Genomic DNA, 15,753 nt, shown 5'->3' with positions numbered 1-15,753 from the left:
TAATCTTTTTGACTATCAGTCCGTACTCACAAGCACCCACACGAATTGCTTGATTCGATTTGTTAAAGAGCGTTTGGTTAAGAGCTTTTCGTCTCAACCGAGGCGCGCATTCTACGCTTTCCTCAGATCCTGTCAAGCGTTTATTTTGAAGTTTTTTGCGAGAAACTCGTTTCACTTCAAACACTTGACTCAACACAGTCGCTAGCCTTGCTTCGCTACCGCGTTGGAGTGGTGCGCATTATAGGGAGGCTATCGAGAAGGTCAACCTTTAATTTAAATGAGTTGAAATATTTCTGCCAAACCCGCTTGAGGGCTACCACCCACCCCACCAATTGCGCACTATATTGCTCACCACCTCCCCACCCAAGGATTGCCGCACTTAAATGAACACCCAGCCCCGCAGCCTGGCCGCCACCCTTTTCCCGATCGGCCTACTGCTTATCGCCATGGCATCGATTCAGTCCGGCGCCTCTCTGGCCAAAAGCATGTTCCCGATCATCGGCGCACAAGGCACCACCGCCCTGCGCCTGATTTTCGCCAGCATCATCATGCTGCTTATATTGCGCCCGTGGCGGGTACGCATGACCGCCAACACGTTGCGCAACGTGGTCATCTACGGCATGGCGCTGGGTGGCATGAACTTCCTCTTTTATATGGCCTTGCAGACAGTACCGATCGGTATCGCCGTCGCCCTGGAATTCACTGGCCCGTTGGCCGTGGCGATCTTCTCCTCGCGGCGACCGATCGATTTCCTGTGGATTGCCCTGGCCATCGCCGGCCTGCTGCTGTTACTGCCGGCAGGCCACAGCGGCCAGGCACTCGACCCACTGGGCGCCGCCTATGCGCTGGGTGCGGGGGCATGCTGGGCACTGTACATCCTGTTCGGACAACGTGCAGGGGCCGAGCACGGCATCCAGAGCGCGGCCCTGGGGGTGGTAGTTGCGGCCCTGTTCGTCGCCCCCATCGGCATCGCCCACGCCGGTAGCGCCCTGCTCACACCTGCAGTGATCCCCATGGCGTTGGCGGTTGCAATACTGTCCACCGCGCTGCCATACAGCCTGGAAATGGTTGCCCTCACGCGAATTCCGGCGCGCACGTTCGGCACCCTGATGAGCATCGAACCGGCATTTGGCGCATTGTCCGGCCTGCTGTTCCTTGGCGAAGTGCTGACGCTTACTCAATGGCTGGCGATTCTGGCAATCATTACCGCCTCGGTCGGCACCACCCTGTCCATGCGCAAGGCGCCTAGCCCGGCGATCGCAGCAGACTGATATGAGAAATATTTTCATTTGAGAAAGGATTAGTGATTGTAGCAGCCCGTCTCGCTGATTAAGCTGTCACAGAATCATCATCTTTACGCTATCTACTGGGCCGAACACGGACGCTGGGGAAGGTTCAGGAAGAACCGAAGCGACAACGACAGGGTCGTGACAAATGATTTGCCCTGCATTTAAGGACAGGAATGAAACGAATTTTTCTCATCCTGGCCATCTTGGCTATTGCTGGATGTGCCGCCACAGCCAAGACCGAGGTCAAAAGGGGCAAGAAGGGCCTGCATATCAATTGCTCCGGCCTTTCTTCCTCATGGGACAATTGCTACAGCAAGGCCGCAAGCTCCTGCAGCACGCGCGGCTACCGGGTCATTGCACGCTCGGGCGATAGCGATGAGGAAGCCGGTGACTACTTGTTCGGCATAAACCCTGCAGGTTACACCAGCCGTAGCATGATCATCATCTGTAAATAGAGAAAAGGGCAGCTCGCAAACTGCCCTTTTTCATCTGCGTTACAGCGGTGCGGTACGCACCTCCAACCAAGCTAGCGCATCCCCTTGTAGCAAGGGTGCCAGGCGCTCACGCACGCGGGCGTGATAGCTGTTCAGCCACTCCACCTCTTCCTTGGTCAGCAACTCGGGCAACAGACAGCGGGTGTCGATAGGACACAGGGTCAGGGTCTCGAATTGCAGGAAGTCACCGAAGGCACTCTTTCCTGCTTCGCGGTTGACCACCAGGTTCTCGATGCGTACACCCCACTGCCCCGGGCGGTACGTACCCGGCTCGATCGAGCTGATCATGCCCGCTTGCATCGCCGTCTGCGGTGCAGGTGCCGCCTGGTAGGCGATCACTTGAGGCCCCTCATGCACGTTCATGAAGTAGCCCACCCCGTGGCCGGTACCATGGCCATAATCGACCTGGTCAGCCCAGATCGGCGCCCGGGCAATAGCGTCGAGCAACGGCGACAGCACCCCCCGCGGGAACGTGGCACGCGACAGGGCAATCATGCCCTTGAGCACACGGGTGCAGTCCTGCTTCTGTGCCTGGCTGGGACTACCGACCGGCACCATGCGGGTGATGTCGGTAGTGCCGCCCAGGTATTGACCGCCCGAGTCGATCAGCAGCAAGCCATTACCCTCGATGAGCGCATGCGACTGCTCGGTGGCACGGTAGTGTGGCATCGCGCCATTGCCATTGAAGGCGGCGATGGTAGAAAAACTCAGCGACACGAAGTTCGGGCGCCGAGCACGCGCGGCACTCAATTGCTCGTCAACCGTCAGCTCGGTAATGACCTCCAGGCCGAGGTTCGCCTCGAACCAGGCGAAAAACTCGCACAAGGCTGCGCCGTCCTGCTCCATGACCTGGCGAATGTGCACCAGGTCGTCGTCACCCTTGCAAGACTTGCTCAGCGTGGTGGGGTTGGGCCCCTCGACAAGCACCACCTCTGCCGCCAGGTTGTCCAGCAGGCCGCAGGTGACCCGGGCCGGATCCACCAGCAGCCGCGCCCCTGCGGGAACGGTGCCTAGCGCCTTGCCTGCTTCGCTGTAGTCACGCACCTCGATGCCGTCGACCTCGAGCACCTGACGCAGGTGCGCGTCCACCTTGTCCTGGCCCACGAACAGGATGGCCTGCTGCTGATTGATCAGGGCAAAGGCCAGGAAAACCGGATTGTAGGAAACATCGCTTCCGCGCAGGTTGAACAGCCAGGCAATGTCATCCAGGGTCGCGATGAAGTGCCAGTCGGCCCCCTTGGCCTGGATGCCCTGGCGCAATTGCGCGAGCTTTTCCGCCCGGTTCACCGTGGCGTGTGGCGGCAAGTGCTGGTACACCGGGTTACCTGGCAGCGCCGGGCGCCCGTCCCAGACCTGACCCAGCAGGTCCATGTCAGTCACCAGCCGCGCTCCACGCGCCTTCAGCCGCTCACCCAGTTGGCGCGCCGAAGCCAGGGCCATGACCGCGCCATCCACTGCCACGCGACCGTTGCGCTCGACGTTTTCGCCCAACCATTCCAGCGCCCCGGGTTTGCCCGGCAACAGTTTCATCAGTTCGATGCCGCTGCCCTCCAGCTCGTGAGCCGCCTGCTCCCAGTACCGGCTATCGACCCACAACCCGGCAAACCCGGGGGTGACCACCAACGTACCGACCGAGCCCTGAAACCCCGAAAGCCACTGACGCCCCTGCCAGTAACCGGGCAGGTATTCGGAAAGATGGGGATCGGCAGAGGGTACCAGCAAGGCATCGATGCCCTCTGCCGCCATGGCTTGGCGCACGTGCACCAGTCGCTGCGGCACGCTTTGCTCAAGGGTCGTCTGGACGTTCATGCGCTCTCCTGCGGCTTCATAACGGTTTATCCAATAGACCGATAATGGAACAGCCGCCAGAGCGCTGCAATCGCGACGACCAAGATACGGCATGCATTGCCCGCCACGCCCTGTGCCAATAGGACACTTCCTACAACCGGGCAAGGATCATTGATCAAGTTCCGCTGAACGCCCCAGGACGAAGACTTCACATGCAGCACAATCATTGCACACAGCGCTACGCACCTTGGTATGCCTGAGGCCCGCCCACCTGGCAATGCAGGACGCCATCGTCCCCGCGCACCAGGCTGCGCAGGGCCTGGTAGGCGGCGAAGTTGACGCCTCGTGCCTGATGCTTGCCCAACAGGTCAAGAAACGACGCCTCGACGAAGTGCGCGGCTGCCGCAGCCCAGGCCTGGCGTGACTGCCATTGCAGGTATTGCAACACCCGGCTGCCATCGTCGCTGGCCTGGATACTCACACCCTGCAGCCCTTCGCACCGCTCAGCCAGCGCTTCACTACGCACCACCAGGGCCTGGGCCAATGCCTGCTGGCACATACTGGGCACTTCGTATTCGATCATCTGGGTGAACCACAAGGCATGAGGTTTTGCCAACATCGACAGTCTCCTGGCTACGGACGCATGCAGCGCGATGCCGTGCAGGGTAAAACCTCAAGTAAAGTCAAGGTCAAGTGGTTTCTACATACCCTGGCCGGACACCGCAAACCGTCGCCGATAATCACTCGGGGTAAGGCCGGTGACCCGCTGGAACACCTTGCGAAACGCACCCGGGTCCTGGTAGCCGACTCCCCACGCGATCTGTTCGACGTTGCGCCGGGTGAACTCCAGCAAACGGCACGCCCGCCCAACCCTCACCTGCTGGCAATACTCGGTCGGGCGCAGCCCGGTAGCTGCACGAAAGCGCCGCAAGAAAGTGCGTTCCTCCAGCCCCGCGCAGGCAGCCATCGTGGCCAGGTCGGCATCCTGCCCGCCATTGCCCTGCAACCAGTGCTGCACCTTCAACACCGCCTCATCGCCGTGGTCCAGACGCGGGTTGAATACAGCTCCGGGCAGCGGCGCTGCAACCGGATCGACGGCCAGATAGCGGGCGGTTTCCTGTGCCACCGTAGCCCCCACAAAACGCTCCAGCAGACGCAATCCCAGGTCGGTCCAGGCCATCAAACCTGCCGAGGTCACGATGTCGCCGTCATCCAGCAACGGCTGCTGGGCCTCTACCCGCACCTTGGGGAAACGCTGGGCAAGCGCATGCACATAGTTCCAGTGGGTGCAGGCCGGGCGCCCGTCGAGCAAACCGCTGGCGGCAATGAAAAATACACCGATGCATACCGACGCCAGCACCGTACCACGCCCGTGCAGCAGGCACAGCGGCGCGCGGTGACGCTCAAGCAACGCGGCCTGCGGAGCCGACTCCAGGCTTGGTGGAATGATCAGTACGCGCAGGCTCGGCGCGGTGATAGATGAGCCATCCGACGCTGCCAACAACTGCCCCGTCTCATCTGCCTGCCAGCAAGTGACGCGAATGTGCGGCAGCTCGACGGCGCCCAGTTCAGCCGCAACCCGGTTGGCCACAAGGAAAAGGTCGGCCAGCCCATGCACGGCAGCGCGCTGCACGCCGGGGTACAGCAGCAAGCCGATATCCAGGTAGGCTGAGGTGTCAGTTTTTGCCCGCATAGTGTCGTTCGCGCCAATCCTCAGGTGAGTAAACACAGCCTATAACTAACGTCTCTCGACGACTACTGCCACAGGAGGCAGCATGAGCAAGCAGGCACTGATCATCATCGACATCCAGAACGACTACTTCCCGGGCGGCAAATGGACCCTCGATGGTGCCGACCAGGCGGCCGACAACGCTGCCCGCCTGCTGGCAGCAGCACGCCAGCGCGGCGACCTGATAGTGCATGTGCGGCATGAGTTCGACACTGCCGATGCGCCATTCTTTACCCCCGGTTCGCAAGGCGCGGCCATCCACGCCAAGGTCGAGCCATTACCGGGGGAGCCCGTGGTGCTCAAGCACAAGGTCAATGCCTTCCTCGGCACCGATCTCGAGCACACGCTGGACCGACATGGCGTCGAGGCGCTGACCATCGTCGGCAGCATGAGCCACATGTGCATTGACGCCGCCACCCGGGCTGCGGCCGACCTGGGCTATCAAGTGACCGTGGCACACGATGCCTGCGCAACCCTGCCACTGGCGTTCGACGGCAAGCAGGTGCCGGCGGCTCATGTGCATGACTCGGCGATGGCGGCGTTGGCGTTTGCCTATGCCAATGTGGTGAAGACCGATGAGCTGCTGAAAAACTGATCGGCTTGAGACCTGTTGGGGCTGCACAGCAGCCCCAACACCTGCACATTCAAATCACCACATTGCGCACAAACCGCACAGCCGCCACGCCATCGTTGCGGTAGGCATACCGGCAATTGCTGGGGAACACATGGAACCGCCCCGCCTGCAAGCGATGCTCGATATCTTCGATGATCAGCGTCAGTTGCCCATCGACCACATAAATCTGCTCACTCCATCCTTCGGCATCGGCCTCACTGCAATAGCACTCCCCCGGTGCCAGGGTCCACTCCCAAAGTTCCACCTCGCGCCTTGCCGGGCTGGTGCCCAGCAACACCGCTCTGCTCTGGGGGTGTTCGCCAGCCCAGGCCAGCTCTTCAATGCGCCCGGGGTCGCGCAGGTCTGGCGCCTGGATCAAAGTACTGAAGGCCACGCCCAAGGCTTCGGCAATCAGGTCCAATGTGGTCAGGCTGACATTCTTCTCGCCCGCCTCGATCGCGACCAGCATGCGCCGGCTGACCCCTGAACGCTCGGCGAGCGCCGCCTGACTCAAGCCGGCGGCGTTGCGCAGACTGCGCACATTGAGGCTGACATGTTGCAGCACCGATGCCCGGTGCGAAGAATCCTTGTGCACTATATTGCTCACTGATCAGGATTGCGCAGTATACTGCCCACTTTTGCGGCGATTGTGCGCCGCCCTTTCCGAGTGTGCAAGACCATGAACCAGCCCAGCAGCAAGCCTACCCCTGCCGTCACCTTCCGCCTGAGCAAGGCCGAACTGGTGTTGGTATTCATCACCATGTTGTGGGGCGGCACTTTCCTGTTGGTGCACAACGTGATGACCGTCAGCGGCCCGATGTTCTTCGTCGGCCTACGCTTCGCGGCAGCCGCGCTGTTCGTTGGCGTGGTCTCGGCGCGAGCGCTGCCCGGCCTTACCTTCACCGAACTGAAGGCAGGCATGCTGATCGGCGTGTCGATCATGCTCGGCTATGGCCTGCAGACCATGGGCCTGCAAACCATTAGCAGCAGCCAGTCAGCGTTCATCACTGCGCTGTACGTGCCGTTCGTGCCGCTGCTGCAGTGGTTGGTGCTGGGGCGGCGGCCTGGCCTGATGCCCAGCATGGGTATCTGCCTGGCTTTCATCGGCCTGATGCTGCTGGCTGGCCCGGAAGGGGGCAGCCTGCGTTTCAGCGAGGGCGAGCTGGTCACCTTGGTCAGTGCCGTGGCCATCGCCGGTGAAATTATTCTGATCAGCCGCTACGCCGGCCAGGTCGATGTGCGCCGGGTTACCGTGGTGCAACTTGCCACCGCATCGCTGCTGGCGTTTCTGATGATCGTGCCGACCCAGGAGCGCATCCCCGACTTTTCCTGGCTGTTGCTGGCCAGCGCAGTCGGCCTGGGCGCAATGAGTGCGGTGATCCAAGTGGCGATGAACTGGGCACAGAAGTCGGTTTCGCCTACTCGCGCCACGCTCATCTATGCCGGTGAACCGGTGTGGGCCGGCATCGTTGGGCGCCTGGCTGGCGAGCGCCTGCCGGGTGTGGCGCTGCTCGGCGGCCTGCTGATCGTCGTCGCAGTGGTGGTCAGTGAACTCAAGGTGCGGCGCCCTCGCGAAACGGTCGAAGCACGCGATGTGCAGCATCAAGGCGAACGCCAGGCCGGGCTGTAAAGCGGTCAACAGCGGCCATTCATTGTAAAAAGCTGTTATAAAAAAACCGCTTGTCACAGCCTGTTTGTAGGATCCTGCGACAGCTTGCGTGTTGGTGATAAACACCTCGGCACGTATGATTCTTTGCAAACTTCTCCAGAATAGGCCGCTATGTCCTTGATAGTGCTATTGCTTCTGCCGTTCGTGGGCAGTTGCCTGGCAGCTGTGCTGCCGCACAACGCACGTAACGCCGAGTCCATTCTTGCCGGGCTCGTAGCCCTGGTCGGTACCGTCCAGGTAGCACTTCTGTACCCTCAGATTGCCCATGGTGGCGTCATTCGCGAAGAGTTCCTGTGGCTTCCCAGCCTGGGAATGAACCTGGTGTTGCGCATGGACGGCTTTGCCTGGCTGTTCTCGTTGCTGGTACTGGGCATTGGCACACTGGTATCGCTGTATGCCCGCTACTACATGTCGCCGCAAGACCCGGTGCCACGCTTCTTCGCGTTCTTCCTGGCCTTCATGGGCGCCATGCTCGGTCTGGTCATCTCCGGCAACCTGATCCAGCTGGTGTTCTTCTGGGAACTGACCAGCCTGTTCTCCTTCCTGCTGATTGGCTACTGGCACCACCGCGCCGATGCCCGTCGCGGCGCCTACATGGCGCTGATGGTAACCGGCGCAGGCGGCTTGTGCCTGCTGGTAGGGGCCCTGCTGCTCGGCCATGTGGTCGGCAGCTACGACCTGGACAAGGTCCTGGCTGCCGGCCACATCATCCGCCAGCATGCGCTTTACCCGGTGCTGCTGCCCCTGATCCTCATCGGCGCCCTGACCAAGAGCGCACAGTTCCCCTTCCAGTTCTGGCTGCCCCACGCCATGGCAGCGCCCACGCCGGTGTCGGCCTATTTGCACTCTGCCACCATGGTCAAGGCCGGGGTATTCCTGCTGGCACGCCTGTGGCCGGTACTTTCCGGTAGCGAGGAGTGGTTCTGGATCGTCGGCGGTGCCGGTGCCCTCACCCTGCTGCTCGGCGCTTTCGCCGCCATGTTCCAGAATGACCTCAAGGGCCTCCTGGCCTATTCGACCATCAGCCACCTGGGCCTGATTACCCTGCTGCTGGGCCTGAACAGCCCGCTGGCTGCCGTTGCCGCGGTATTCCACATTCTCAACCATGCCACCTTCAAGGCCTCGCTGTTCATGGCCGCCGGCATCATCGACCACGAGAGCGGCACCCGTGACATTCGCCGCCTCAGCGGCCTGATCCGCCTGGTGCCCTATACCGCGACCCTGGCGATGGTCGCCAGCGCCTCGATGGCCGGCGTACCGCTGATGAACGGCTTCCTGTCGAAGGAAATGTTCTTCGCCGAGACGGTGTTCATCAGTTCTACCGCCTGGGTCGAGGCCACGCTGCCGGTAATCGCCACCCTGGCTGGCACCTTCAGCGTGGCCTATGCCCTGCGCTTTACCGTCGATGTGTTCTTCGGGCCGACAGCCCAGGACCTGCCCCATACCCCGCACGAGCCGCCACGCTGGATGCGTGCTCCAGTCGAGTTGCTGGTGCTCACCTGCCTGGTAGTGGGCATCTTCCCCGCCCAGTCGGTCGGCCCCCTGTTGGCCGCTGCAGCCCTGCCGGTGGTTGGCGGTACCCTGCCGGAATACAGCCTGGCCATCTGGCATGGCTGGAACGCGCCGATGATCATGAGCCTGGTAGCCATGAGCGGTGGCATCGTCCTGTACCTGTTGCTGCGCAAGCAACTGCGCCTGGGCCGCTTCCCCTACCCGCCGGTGATCGAGCGCTTCAATGGCAAGCGACTGTTCGAGCACGGCCAGGTTCACCTGATGCTGCTGGCGCGTCGCATCGAGCGCGTGCTCACCACCCGGCGACTGCAGTCGCAGCTGTTCATGCTGGTATTCGCCGCGTTCCTCGCGGGCCTCACGCCGATGCTGTATAGCGGCCTGAGCTGGGGTGATCGCCCGAAGATTCCGGGTTCGGGCGTGTTCGTCGCCCTGTGGCTGATCGCCATTGCCTGCGCCATCGGCGCCGCTTACCAGGCCAAGTACCACCGCCTGGCGGCACTGATCATGGTCAGCGTCTGCGGCCTGATGACCTGCATCACCTTCGTCTGGTTCTCTGCGCCCGACCTGGCACTGACCCAGTTGGTGGTGGAAGTGGTCACCACCGTGCTGATTCTGCTAGGCCTGCGCTGGCTGCCACGGCGTATCGAAGGCGTATCGCCGCTGCCTGGCAGCCTGGAGCGCGCGCGCATGCGCCGCCTGCGCGACTTGCTGCTGGCCGTGCTGGTGGGTGGCGGCATGGCCGTGCTGTCGTACGCCATGCTGACCCGACCGACGCCCAATGACATTTCCTCGTTCTACTTGAGCCGGGCATTGCCTCAGGGCGGCGGCACCAATGTGGTCAATGTCATGCTGGTCGACTTCCGCGGCTTCGATACCCTGGGTGAAATCACCGTATTGGTGGCTGTGGCCCTGACGGTGTTCGCCCTGCTACGGCGCTTCCGTCCTCCGAAAGAGAGCATGCAACTGCCAGCGCAACAACGGCAGTTGGCGCCGGACGTAGTCACCGACCTGATCAACCCGCGGCATGCCACCGATACCGCACTGGGCTTCATGATGGTGCCTGCAGCGCTGGTGCGCCTGCTGCTGCCGATCGCCTTGCTGGTGTCCATGTATCTGTTCATGCGTGGGCACAACCAGCCCGGTGGCGGTTTTGTCGCTGGCCTGGTGATGTCGGTGGCGTTCATCCTCCAGTACATGGTGGCCGGCACCCAGTGGGTCGAGGCGCAGATGAGCCTGCGGCCGCTGCGCTGGATGGGAACCGGGCTGCTGTGCGCGACCCTGACCGGGGTCGGCGCCATGCTGCTGGGTTACCCGTTCCTCACCACTCATACCGCCCACTTGCACCTGCCGTTGCTGGGTGATGTGCACGTGGCCAGCGCGCTGTTCTTCGATATCGGCGTATACACCGTTGTGGTCGGCTCGACCCTGCTGATCCTCACGGCCCTGGCGCACCAGTCGGTGCGCGCCTATCGCCCGGGCAACCCGGCAAAAACCAGCCAAGCAGGAGCCGCCTGATGGAAGAAGTGATTGCAGTCGCCATCGGCGTACTGGCTGCCTCCGGGGTGTGGCTGATCCTGCGCCCGCGCACCTATCAGGTGATCATGGGCCTGTGTCTGCTTTCGTACGGGGTCAACCTGTTCATCTTCAGCATGGGCAGCCTGTTCATCGGCAAGGAACCGATCATCAAGGATGGCGTTACCCAGGACCTGTTGCATTACACCGACCCGCTGCCACAGGCACTGGTGCTCACCGCCATCGTCATCAGTTTCGCCATGACCGCGCTGTTCCTCGTGGTGCTGCTGGCTTCGCGCGGCCTGACCGGTACCGACCACGTGGATGGCCGGGAGCGTGACGAATGAGTGGTATGAGCCAACTGATTGTCGCCCCCATCCTGCTGCCGCTGATTACAGCGGCGATAATGTTGCTGCTGGGTGAAAAGCACAGGCATATCAAGGCCAGGCTTAACCTGCTGTCAACATTCACCGGCCTGGCAATCGCGGTCTCTCTGCTGCTGTGGGTGCGCACCCAGGGCCAGGCAGCCTCGATCGGCGTGTACCTGCCGGGCAACTGGCCAGCGCCGTTTGGCATCGTGCTTGTGGTGGACCACCTGTCCGCGCTCTTGCTGAGCCTGACCGGGGTCATCGGCTTCAGCGCCCTGCTGTTTGCCCGGGCCCGCTGGGACGGTGCAGGGGCCAGCTTCCATGCGCTGTTCCAGATCCAGCTGATGGGCCTGTACGGCGCCTTCCTCACCGCCGACCTGTTCAACCTGTTCGTCTTCTTCGAAGTGCTGCTGGCCGCCTCCTATGGCTTGCTGCTGCATGGTTCGGGGCGGGCGCGGGTGCGCGCCGGCCTGCACTACATCGCCATCAACCTGTTTGCCTCGTCGCTGTTCCTGATCGGCGCAGCGATGCTGTATGGCGTGACCGGCACCCTGAACATGGCCGACCTGGCGCTGAAGGTTCCACTGGTACCGGAGGCCGACCGTGGCCTGCTGCATGCCGGCGCGGCAATCCTGGCCGTGGCCTTCCTGGTCAAGGCTGGCATCTGGCCGCTGAACTTCTGGCTGGTGCCAGCTTACGCGTCAGCCAGCGCGCCGGTGGCTGCACTGTTCGCCATCATGACCAAAGTCGGCCTGTACGCCGTGCTGCGCCTGTGGACGCTGCTGTTCTCCGGGCAGGCCGGGGCCTCGGCGCATTTCGGCGGTGAATGGCTGGTTTACGGCGGCCTGGTCACCCTGGCGGTGGCAGCGGTATCGATCCTGGCGGCACAGCGCCTGGAGCGGATGGCGGCACTCAGTATCCTGGTCTCGGCCGGCACCCTGCTTGGCGCGGTGGGTTTTGCCCAGGCGGCACTGACCGGCGCGGCGCTGTTCTACCTGGTCAACTCGACCCTTGCGCTGTGCGCACTGTTCCTGCTCGCCGAACTGGTCGAGCGCTCGCGCTCGGCCAATGAAGCGCCGCTGGACGAAGAAGAGGACGCCATGCCGCCGCCACTGGAATCGCTGCACCCGCCCAAGGGCATCAACCTCGACGATGAACAGCAGGTGGTAATCGGCCAGATCATCCCGTGGACCATGGCCTTCCTCGGGCTCAGCTTCATCGCCTGCGCACTGCTGATCATCGGCATGCCGCCGCTGTCGGGCTTTGTCGGCAAGCTCAACCTGATCAGCGCGCTGTTCAATCCACTGGGCCTGGGCGTGCCGGCCGAGCAGCCGCTGAGTGCCGCCGGCTGGGGCCTGGTGGCGTTGCTGATCCTGTCCGGCATGGCCTCGCTGATCGCCTTCGGCCGCGTCGGTATCCAGCGATTCTGGAAGCCCGAAGAGCGCCCGTCACCGGTGCTGCGGCGCTATGAATGCCTACCCATCGTCATCCTGCTCGGCCTGTGCCTCATCCTCAGCCTCAAGGCCGAGCCGTTGCTGCGCTACACCCAGGACACTGCCGCCAGCCTGCAGGCCCCCGATGCCTATATCGAAGCCGTGATGGCCGCCCGGCCGATTCCTGGCCCCACCTCGCGCGACGTACAGGTGCAGCCATGAACCGACTGTTCCCCGCCCCGCTGCTATCGGTCTCGCTGTTCGGCCTGTGGCTGCTGCTGAACCTCTCGGTCAGCCCCGGCAACCTGCTGCTGGGCGCCGCACTTGGCATACTGGCGCCACTGTTGATGGCACCCCTGCGCCCGCAGCATGCCCACGTACGGCGTCCCCTGGTCATCGCCAGGCTGATCGGCCGGGTCGGCATCGATGTGGTCATCTCCAACCTGCTGGTGGCCCGCGGTGTGCTGCGGGCCGGCAAGCAGCCGCCACGCTCGGCGTTCGTTCACGTACCACTGGCATTGCGTGACCCCCACGGCCTGGCAGCGCTGTCGATGATCACCACAGTGGTACCTGGCACAGTCTGGTCCGAACTGGCACTGGACCGCAGTGTGTTGTTGGTGCATGTGTTTGAGCTGGACGATGAAGCGGCCTTCATACAGCACTTCAAGGACACTTACGAACGCCCGCTGATGGAGATTTTCCAATGACAGGCCTGCTCGCCAACGCCGTCCTCGCCAGCCTGTTCATCTTCGCCCTGGCCATGGGCCTGACGCTGATCCGGCTGTTCCGTGGCCCGTCCGCCCAAGACCGCGTGCTGGCCCTGGACTACCTGTACATCCTGGCCATGCTCACCATGCTGGTGCTGGGTATCCGTTATGCCAGTGACACCTACTTCGAAGGTGCCCTGCTGATTGCGCTGTTTGGTTTCGTCGGCTCGTTTGCCTTGGCCAAGTTTCTGCTGCGCGGAGAGGTGATCGAATGACTGAAGCCCTGGTACTGCCGTTCTGGCTGGAACTGGTCACGGCCGCGCTACTGCTCACCGGCAGCCTGTTCGCCCTGGTCGGCGCTATAGGCCTGGTACGCCTGAAAGACTACTTCCAGCGCATGCACCCGCCAGCGCTGGCCTCGACCCTTGGTGCATGGTGCGTTGCACTGGCCTCGATCATCTACTTTTCGTGGCTCAAGGGCACCCCTGTGCTGCACGCGTGGCTGATTCCTATCCTGCTGTCGATCACCGTGCCGATAACCACGCTGTTGCTGGCGCGGGCGGCGCTGTTCCGCAAGCGCATGTCGAAAGAGCCGGTGCCTGAAGAAGTCAGCAGCGGCCGAGACCGTGGCAATTGAAGGTTTGCCGTCTCAACCTTGGCTGAGGCGCTGCAACTCGCGCCGGACCATGGCGGCATACGGCGGCGGGCTGAGGCGATAGAGCTCAGCCGCCACCCAGTTCAACCAGGCGCTTTGCAGCTTCTCACGCCCGGCCAGCAAACGTTCTGCCTCAGCCACGGCATCTGCCTGGTGCCGCCGATGAAACTCGGCCCGCGAGGCCGGTGCGTCGTCAGTTTCGGTCATTCACTGGCCTTGAAGGTGGTCAGTTCACCCTTGCGCCATTTGGCGACCTTGCCAGTCACTGCTTTAAGCAACTTGCCCAGGCCTTCCTGCACTTGCTGCTGCGCGGCGAATACCAGCATCACGCCATGGCCTTCACGAAACACGATGCCCTCGCCTTCCGGCACAGAAACGAAGGCGTAGTCGCCCACGCCATACACATTCAACTTGATTTCGCGAAAACGCATTTCCAGCTTGCCACCTTCGCGGCTAGGCAATACGGCAGCACGGAAGTGGTCGCCGACTTTCAATTCAAGGCGCTGCTTGTCATCGACCACCAGGGCACTCTCGGTGTCGATTTCGGCCATGTACAAGCCTTCGGGACTCTGTTCGGTGACATAGATGAAGCGGCCCTGAAACAGTTGGGCCAATTTACCGCGCAAGTCGCCCAGGGCGAACAACGCATGCGTATCAAGTGTGCTGACTGCCAATGAAGTAATCCTCAACCGGTTACAACCCGCCCTCACCCAAGCTCGGGGAGGCACGGCCATTTCTTATCGATAGGCAAAAAGAGTAATAAAGCGATATGCGAAATGTCTGTGCTCGCTGACGATGCAGCGTGCAGGAATCTTTACTCTGGTTTGCCAGATTCGCCCTCAACCGAAGGCGTTTGGCTCATTCCCGGCTTGGGAAGCGTGATGCCTGAAATCACTCGCCAGAAAACGCAACCAATGGCGTGAGCCTGCAAGAGGACAAGCCCTAGCATCCATGTGCGCATTACTGTAGGACAAATATGCCCGAAAACACCGAAACCCGTCGAGAGGCAATAAACATTTTCAGGCAGCCAGTCCTTTCTTCAGTTGCTGCTGCCAGGCAGCCTGGCACTCAAGCGCTTCTTCGCGCGTGGCGAAGGCGGTGCCGCGGCGCTCGCCATTGACCAGCACTACCCAGCAAATACGCTTGCCCAGCGCCTGCAAGGTGGCCGGCACACCCGACCCTATCATCACAGCCACATCGACTCGGCTATTCATCATTCCCTCCGGAATTTAATTAGCACCCTAACGATAAAGCCATGATACGCCTGACAGTGGCGCGGAAACAGCACATCCTGGTACAGCAGTGTTTCTTATGGCGCAACAAAAACGGTATCGACGAGAAACGCAAAAAGCCCCTGGGATTTGCTCCGAGGGGCTTGGCACCGCGCGCGGATTTATACCTGGCGCTGGTGGCGATCGAGCTGCTCGTGGCGCTCCTGGGCTTCAATGCAGTACTTGGTGGTCGGGCTGATCAGCAAGCGCTTCAGGCCGATGGGCTCACCACTGTCATCGCACCAGCCGAAGCTTTCATCGGCAATACGGTCCAGGGCCATTTCCAGCTGTGGCAGCAGGCGCTGGTCGCGGTCGATGGCATTTACCAGCCAGCTACGTTCTTCTTCGACCGACGCCACGTCGGCAGGGTCAGACGGGGTGTCCAGGCCTTCGATGGTGGTGCGGCTGAGCTCGATGCGTTCATGGGTTTCGACTTTCATCGCCTGCAGCAGCTCAGTAAAGAAGGCAAGCTGGTCGGCGTTCATGTAGTCATCGGCCGACATGGCCAGCAACTGTTCCTTGGTCATCGATTTCTCTATGAAAAAATGTGCATTTGGGCGATTCATGTGCCGCCGATGCCTATGCATCGGCAGCGAAATTCTTCAAGCGCCAACCGGCACTCTTTTACAGGGGGCGGCAGTCTAAGGCGCCACGCGGCGTGGAGCAACTGCAAATGGGTGCGAATTTGCTTCCACTGCTGACAATCCGCCGGT

General features: G+C 61.9%; 18 protein-coding genes. 10 read left to right on the top strand and 8 right to left on the bottom strand.

What is annotated here, in order from left to right; genetic code table 11:
• Nucleotides 1–383: 383 nt before the first annotated feature.
• Complete coding sequence (gene rhtA / locus ACYCCG_RS18640) at nt 384–1,271, top strand: threonine/homoserine exporter RhtA (protein ID WP_176684929.1); 888 nt, start codon at nt 384–386, stop codon at nt 1,269–1,271.
• A gap of 191 nt (nt 1,272–1,462) precedes the next feature.
• Nucleotides 1,463–1,744: a hypothetical protein gene (locus tag ACYCCG_RS18635; RefSeq protein WP_176684928.1), complete on the top strand. Its 282-nt coding sequence runs from the start codon at nt 1,463–1,465 to the stop codon at nt 1,742–1,744.
• A 39-nt stretch (nt 1,745–1,783) separates the two neighbouring features.
• On the opposite strand, the gene ACYCCG_RS18630 is transcribed toward ACYCCG_RS18635, so the two are convergent.
• The 3 genes from ACYCCG_RS18630 to ACYCCG_RS18620 form a co-directional block, all read right to left on the bottom strand.
• Nucleotides 1,784–3,592 carry an aminopeptidase P family protein gene (locus ACYCCG_RS18630; RefSeq protein ID WP_459671447.1) on the bottom strand — a complete coding sequence of 603 codons (1,809 nt, stop codon included), beginning with the start codon at nt 3,590–3,592 and terminating at the stop codon, nt 1,784–1,786.
• Nucleotides 3,593–3,809: 217 nt separating this feature from the next.
• Nucleotides 3,810–4,190 carry an antibiotic biosynthesis monooxygenase gene (locus ACYCCG_RS18625; protein WP_459671444.1) on the bottom strand — a complete coding sequence of 127 codons (381 nt, stop codon included), beginning with the start codon at nt 4,188–4,190 and terminating at the stop codon, nt 3,810–3,812.
• 81 nt (nt 4,191–4,271) lie between these two features.
• Nucleotides 4,272–5,264, bottom strand: coding sequence for a GlxA family transcriptional regulator (locus ACYCCG_RS18620; RefSeq protein ID WP_459671442.1), 993 nt, complete (start codon nt 5,262–5,264; stop codon nt 4,272–4,274).
• A gap of 82 nt (nt 5,265–5,346) precedes the next feature.
• Here ACYCCG_RS18620 and ACYCCG_RS18615 point away from each other — a divergent pair, with 82 nt between their 5' ends.
• Entirely contained in the window at nt 5,347–5,895 is a 549-nt protein-coding gene (locus ACYCCG_RS18615) for a cysteine hydrolase family protein (protein ID WP_339444687.1), read from the top strand.
• A 49-nt stretch (nt 5,896–5,944) separates the two neighbouring features.
• On the opposite strand, the gene ACYCCG_RS18610 is transcribed toward ACYCCG_RS18615, so the two are convergent.
• The gene (locus tag ACYCCG_RS18610) at nt 5,945–6,508 is read right to left on the bottom strand and encodes a helix-turn-helix domain-containing protein (protein WP_103469254.1); all 564 of its coding nucleotides are present in this window, start codon (nt 6,506–6,508) and stop codon (nt 5,945–5,947) included.
• Between the two features lie 84 nt (nt 6,509–6,592).
• Here ACYCCG_RS18610 and ACYCCG_RS18605 point away from each other — a divergent pair, with 84 nt between their 5' ends.
• The 7 genes from ACYCCG_RS18605 to ACYCCG_RS18575 all read left to right on the top strand — a co-directional run bounded on the left by ACYCCG_RS18605 (nt 6,593) and on the right by ACYCCG_RS18575 (nt 13,751).
• The gene (locus tag ACYCCG_RS18605) at nt 6,593–7,543 is read left to right on the top strand and encodes a DMT family transporter (RefSeq protein WP_176684922.1); all 951 of its coding nucleotides are present in this window, start codon (nt 6,593–6,595) and stop codon (nt 7,541–7,543) included.
• 150 nt (nt 7,544–7,693) lie between these two features.
• On the top strand, nt 7,694–10,609 hold the full coding sequence (locus ACYCCG_RS18600; protein ID WP_459671439.1) for a monovalent cation/H+ antiporter subunit A: 2,916 nt from the start codon (nt 7,694–7,696) through the stop codon (nt 10,607–10,609).
• Nucleotides 10,609–10,953, top strand: coding sequence for a Na+/H+ antiporter subunit C (locus tag ACYCCG_RS18595; protein WP_003250128.1), 345 nt, complete (start codon nt 10,609–10,611; stop codon nt 10,951–10,953). Before ACYCCG_RS18600 ends, ACYCCG_RS18595 begins: the two co-directional genes overlap by 1 nt.
• Nucleotides 10,950–12,629, top strand: coding sequence for a monovalent cation/H+ antiporter subunit D (locus ACYCCG_RS18590; protein ID WP_176684920.1), 1,680 nt, complete (start codon nt 10,950–10,952; stop codon nt 12,627–12,629). The genes ACYCCG_RS18595 and ACYCCG_RS18590 overlap by 4 nt, the downstream gene beginning before the upstream one ends.
• Entirely contained in the window at nt 12,626–13,114 is a 489-nt protein-coding gene (locus ACYCCG_RS18585; RefSeq protein WP_209964800.1) for a Na+/H+ antiporter subunit E, read from the top strand. The genes ACYCCG_RS18590 and ACYCCG_RS18585 overlap by 4 nt, the downstream gene beginning before the upstream one ends.
• Nucleotides 13,111–13,389 (top strand): K+/H+ antiporter subunit F, encoded by a 279-nt coding sequence (locus ACYCCG_RS18580; protein WP_021783192.1) that lies wholly within the window; start codon nt 13,111–13,113, stop codon nt 13,387–13,389. The genes ACYCCG_RS18585 and ACYCCG_RS18580 overlap by 4 nt, the downstream gene beginning before the upstream one ends.
• The gene (locus ACYCCG_RS18575) at nt 13,386–13,751 is read left to right on the top strand and encodes a Na+/H+ antiporter subunit G (protein ID WP_003250107.1); all 366 of its coding nucleotides are present in this window, start codon (nt 13,386–13,388) and stop codon (nt 13,749–13,751) included. The genes ACYCCG_RS18580 and ACYCCG_RS18575 overlap by 4 nt, the downstream gene beginning before the upstream one ends.
• Before the next feature lie 12 nt (nt 13,752–13,763).
• Here the strand turns inward: ACYCCG_RS18575 and ACYCCG_RS18570 are convergent, their stop codons facing one another.
• The 4 genes from ACYCCG_RS18570 to ACYCCG_RS18555 form a co-directional block, all read right to left on the bottom strand.
• Complete coding sequence (locus ACYCCG_RS18570; protein WP_459671436.1) at nt 13,764–13,976, bottom strand: hypothetical protein; 213 nt, start codon at nt 13,974–13,976, stop codon at nt 13,764–13,766.
• Nucleotides 13,973–14,443 carry a hypothetical protein gene (locus tag ACYCCG_RS18565; protein WP_003250101.1) on the bottom strand — a complete coding sequence of 157 codons (471 nt, stop codon included), beginning with the start codon at nt 14,441–14,443 and terminating at the stop codon, nt 13,973–13,975. The genes ACYCCG_RS18570 and ACYCCG_RS18565 overlap by 4 nt, the downstream gene beginning before the upstream one ends.
• A 345-nt stretch (nt 14,444–14,788) precedes the next feature.
• Nucleotides 14,789–14,983, bottom strand: coding sequence for a hypothetical protein (locus tag ACYCCG_RS18560; RefSeq protein WP_012271507.1), 195 nt, complete (start codon nt 14,981–14,983; stop codon nt 14,789–14,791).
• A gap of 179 nt (nt 14,984–15,162) precedes the next feature.
• Complete coding sequence (locus ACYCCG_RS18555) at nt 15,163–15,567, bottom strand: TraR/DksA family transcriptional regulator (protein WP_003250099.1); 405 nt, start codon at nt 15,565–15,567, stop codon at nt 15,163–15,165.
• Nucleotides 15,568–15,753 lie beyond the last annotated feature (186 nt).

It is taken from the genome of Pseudomonas sp. VEM90 (assembly GCF_054611535.1).
The sequence above is the reverse complement of the archived record's forward strand: the minus strand, read 5'-3'. Positions and strand labels throughout refer to the sequence as shown.

Coding starts and splice junctions, on each gene's coding strand:
- ACYCCG_RS18595 (WP_003250128.1), top strand. CDS start 10,609: ATGGAAGAAGTGATTGCAGTCGCCATCGGCGTACTGGCTGCCTCCGGG.
- ACYCCG_RS18570 (WP_459671436.1), bottom strand. CDS start 13,976: ATGACCGAAACTGACGACGCACCGGCCTCGCGGGCCGAGTTTCATCGG.
- ACYCCG_RS18600 (WP_459671439.1), top strand. CDS start 7,694: ATGTCCTTGATAGTGCTATTGCTTCTGCCGTTCGTGGGCAGTTGCCTG.
- ACYCCG_RS18580 (WP_021783192.1), top strand. CDS start 13,111: ATGACAGGCCTGCTCGCCAACGCCGTCCTCGCCAGCCTGTTCATCTTC.
- ACYCCG_RS18615 (WP_339444687.1), top strand. CDS start 5,347: ATGAGCAAGCAGGCACTGATCATCATCGACATCCAGAACGACTACTTC.
- ACYCCG_RS18560 (WP_012271507.1), bottom strand. CDS start 14,983: ATGAATAGCCGAGTCGATGTGGCTGTGATGATAGGGTCGGGTGTGCCG.
- ACYCCG_RS18630 (WP_459671447.1), bottom strand. CDS start 3,592: ATGAACGTCCAGACGACCCTTGAGCAAAGCGTGCCGCAGCGACTGGTG.
- ACYCCG_RS18575 (WP_003250107.1), top strand. CDS start 13,386: ATGACTGAAGCCCTGGTACTGCCGTTCTGGCTGGAACTGGTCACGGCC.
- ACYCCG_RS18620 (WP_459671442.1), bottom strand. CDS start 5,264: ATGCGGGCAAAAACTGACACCTCAGCCTACCTGGATATCGGCTTGCTG.
- rhtA (WP_176684929.1), top strand. CDS start 384: ATGAACACCCAGCCCCGCAGCCTGGCCGCCACCCTTTTCCCGATCGGC.
- ACYCCG_RS18555 (WP_003250099.1), bottom strand. CDS start 15,567: ATGACCAAGGAACAGTTGCTGGCCATGTCGGCCGATGACTACATGAAC.
- ACYCCG_RS18625 (WP_459671444.1), bottom strand. CDS start 4,190: ATGTTGGCAAAACCTCATGCCTTGTGGTTCACCCAGATGATCGAATAC.
- ACYCCG_RS18605 (WP_176684922.1), top strand. CDS start 6,593: ATGAACCAGCCCAGCAGCAAGCCTACCCCTGCCGTCACCTTCCGCCTG.
- ACYCCG_RS18635 (WP_176684928.1), top strand. CDS start 1,463: ATGAAACGAATTTTTCTCATCCTGGCCATCTTGGCTATTGCTGGATGT.
- ACYCCG_RS18590 (WP_176684920.1), top strand. CDS start 10,950: ATGAGTGGTATGAGCCAACTGATTGTCGCCCCCATCCTGCTGCCGCTG.
- ACYCCG_RS18585 (WP_209964800.1), top strand. CDS start 12,626: ATGAACCGACTGTTCCCCGCCCCGCTGCTATCGGTCTCGCTGTTCGGC.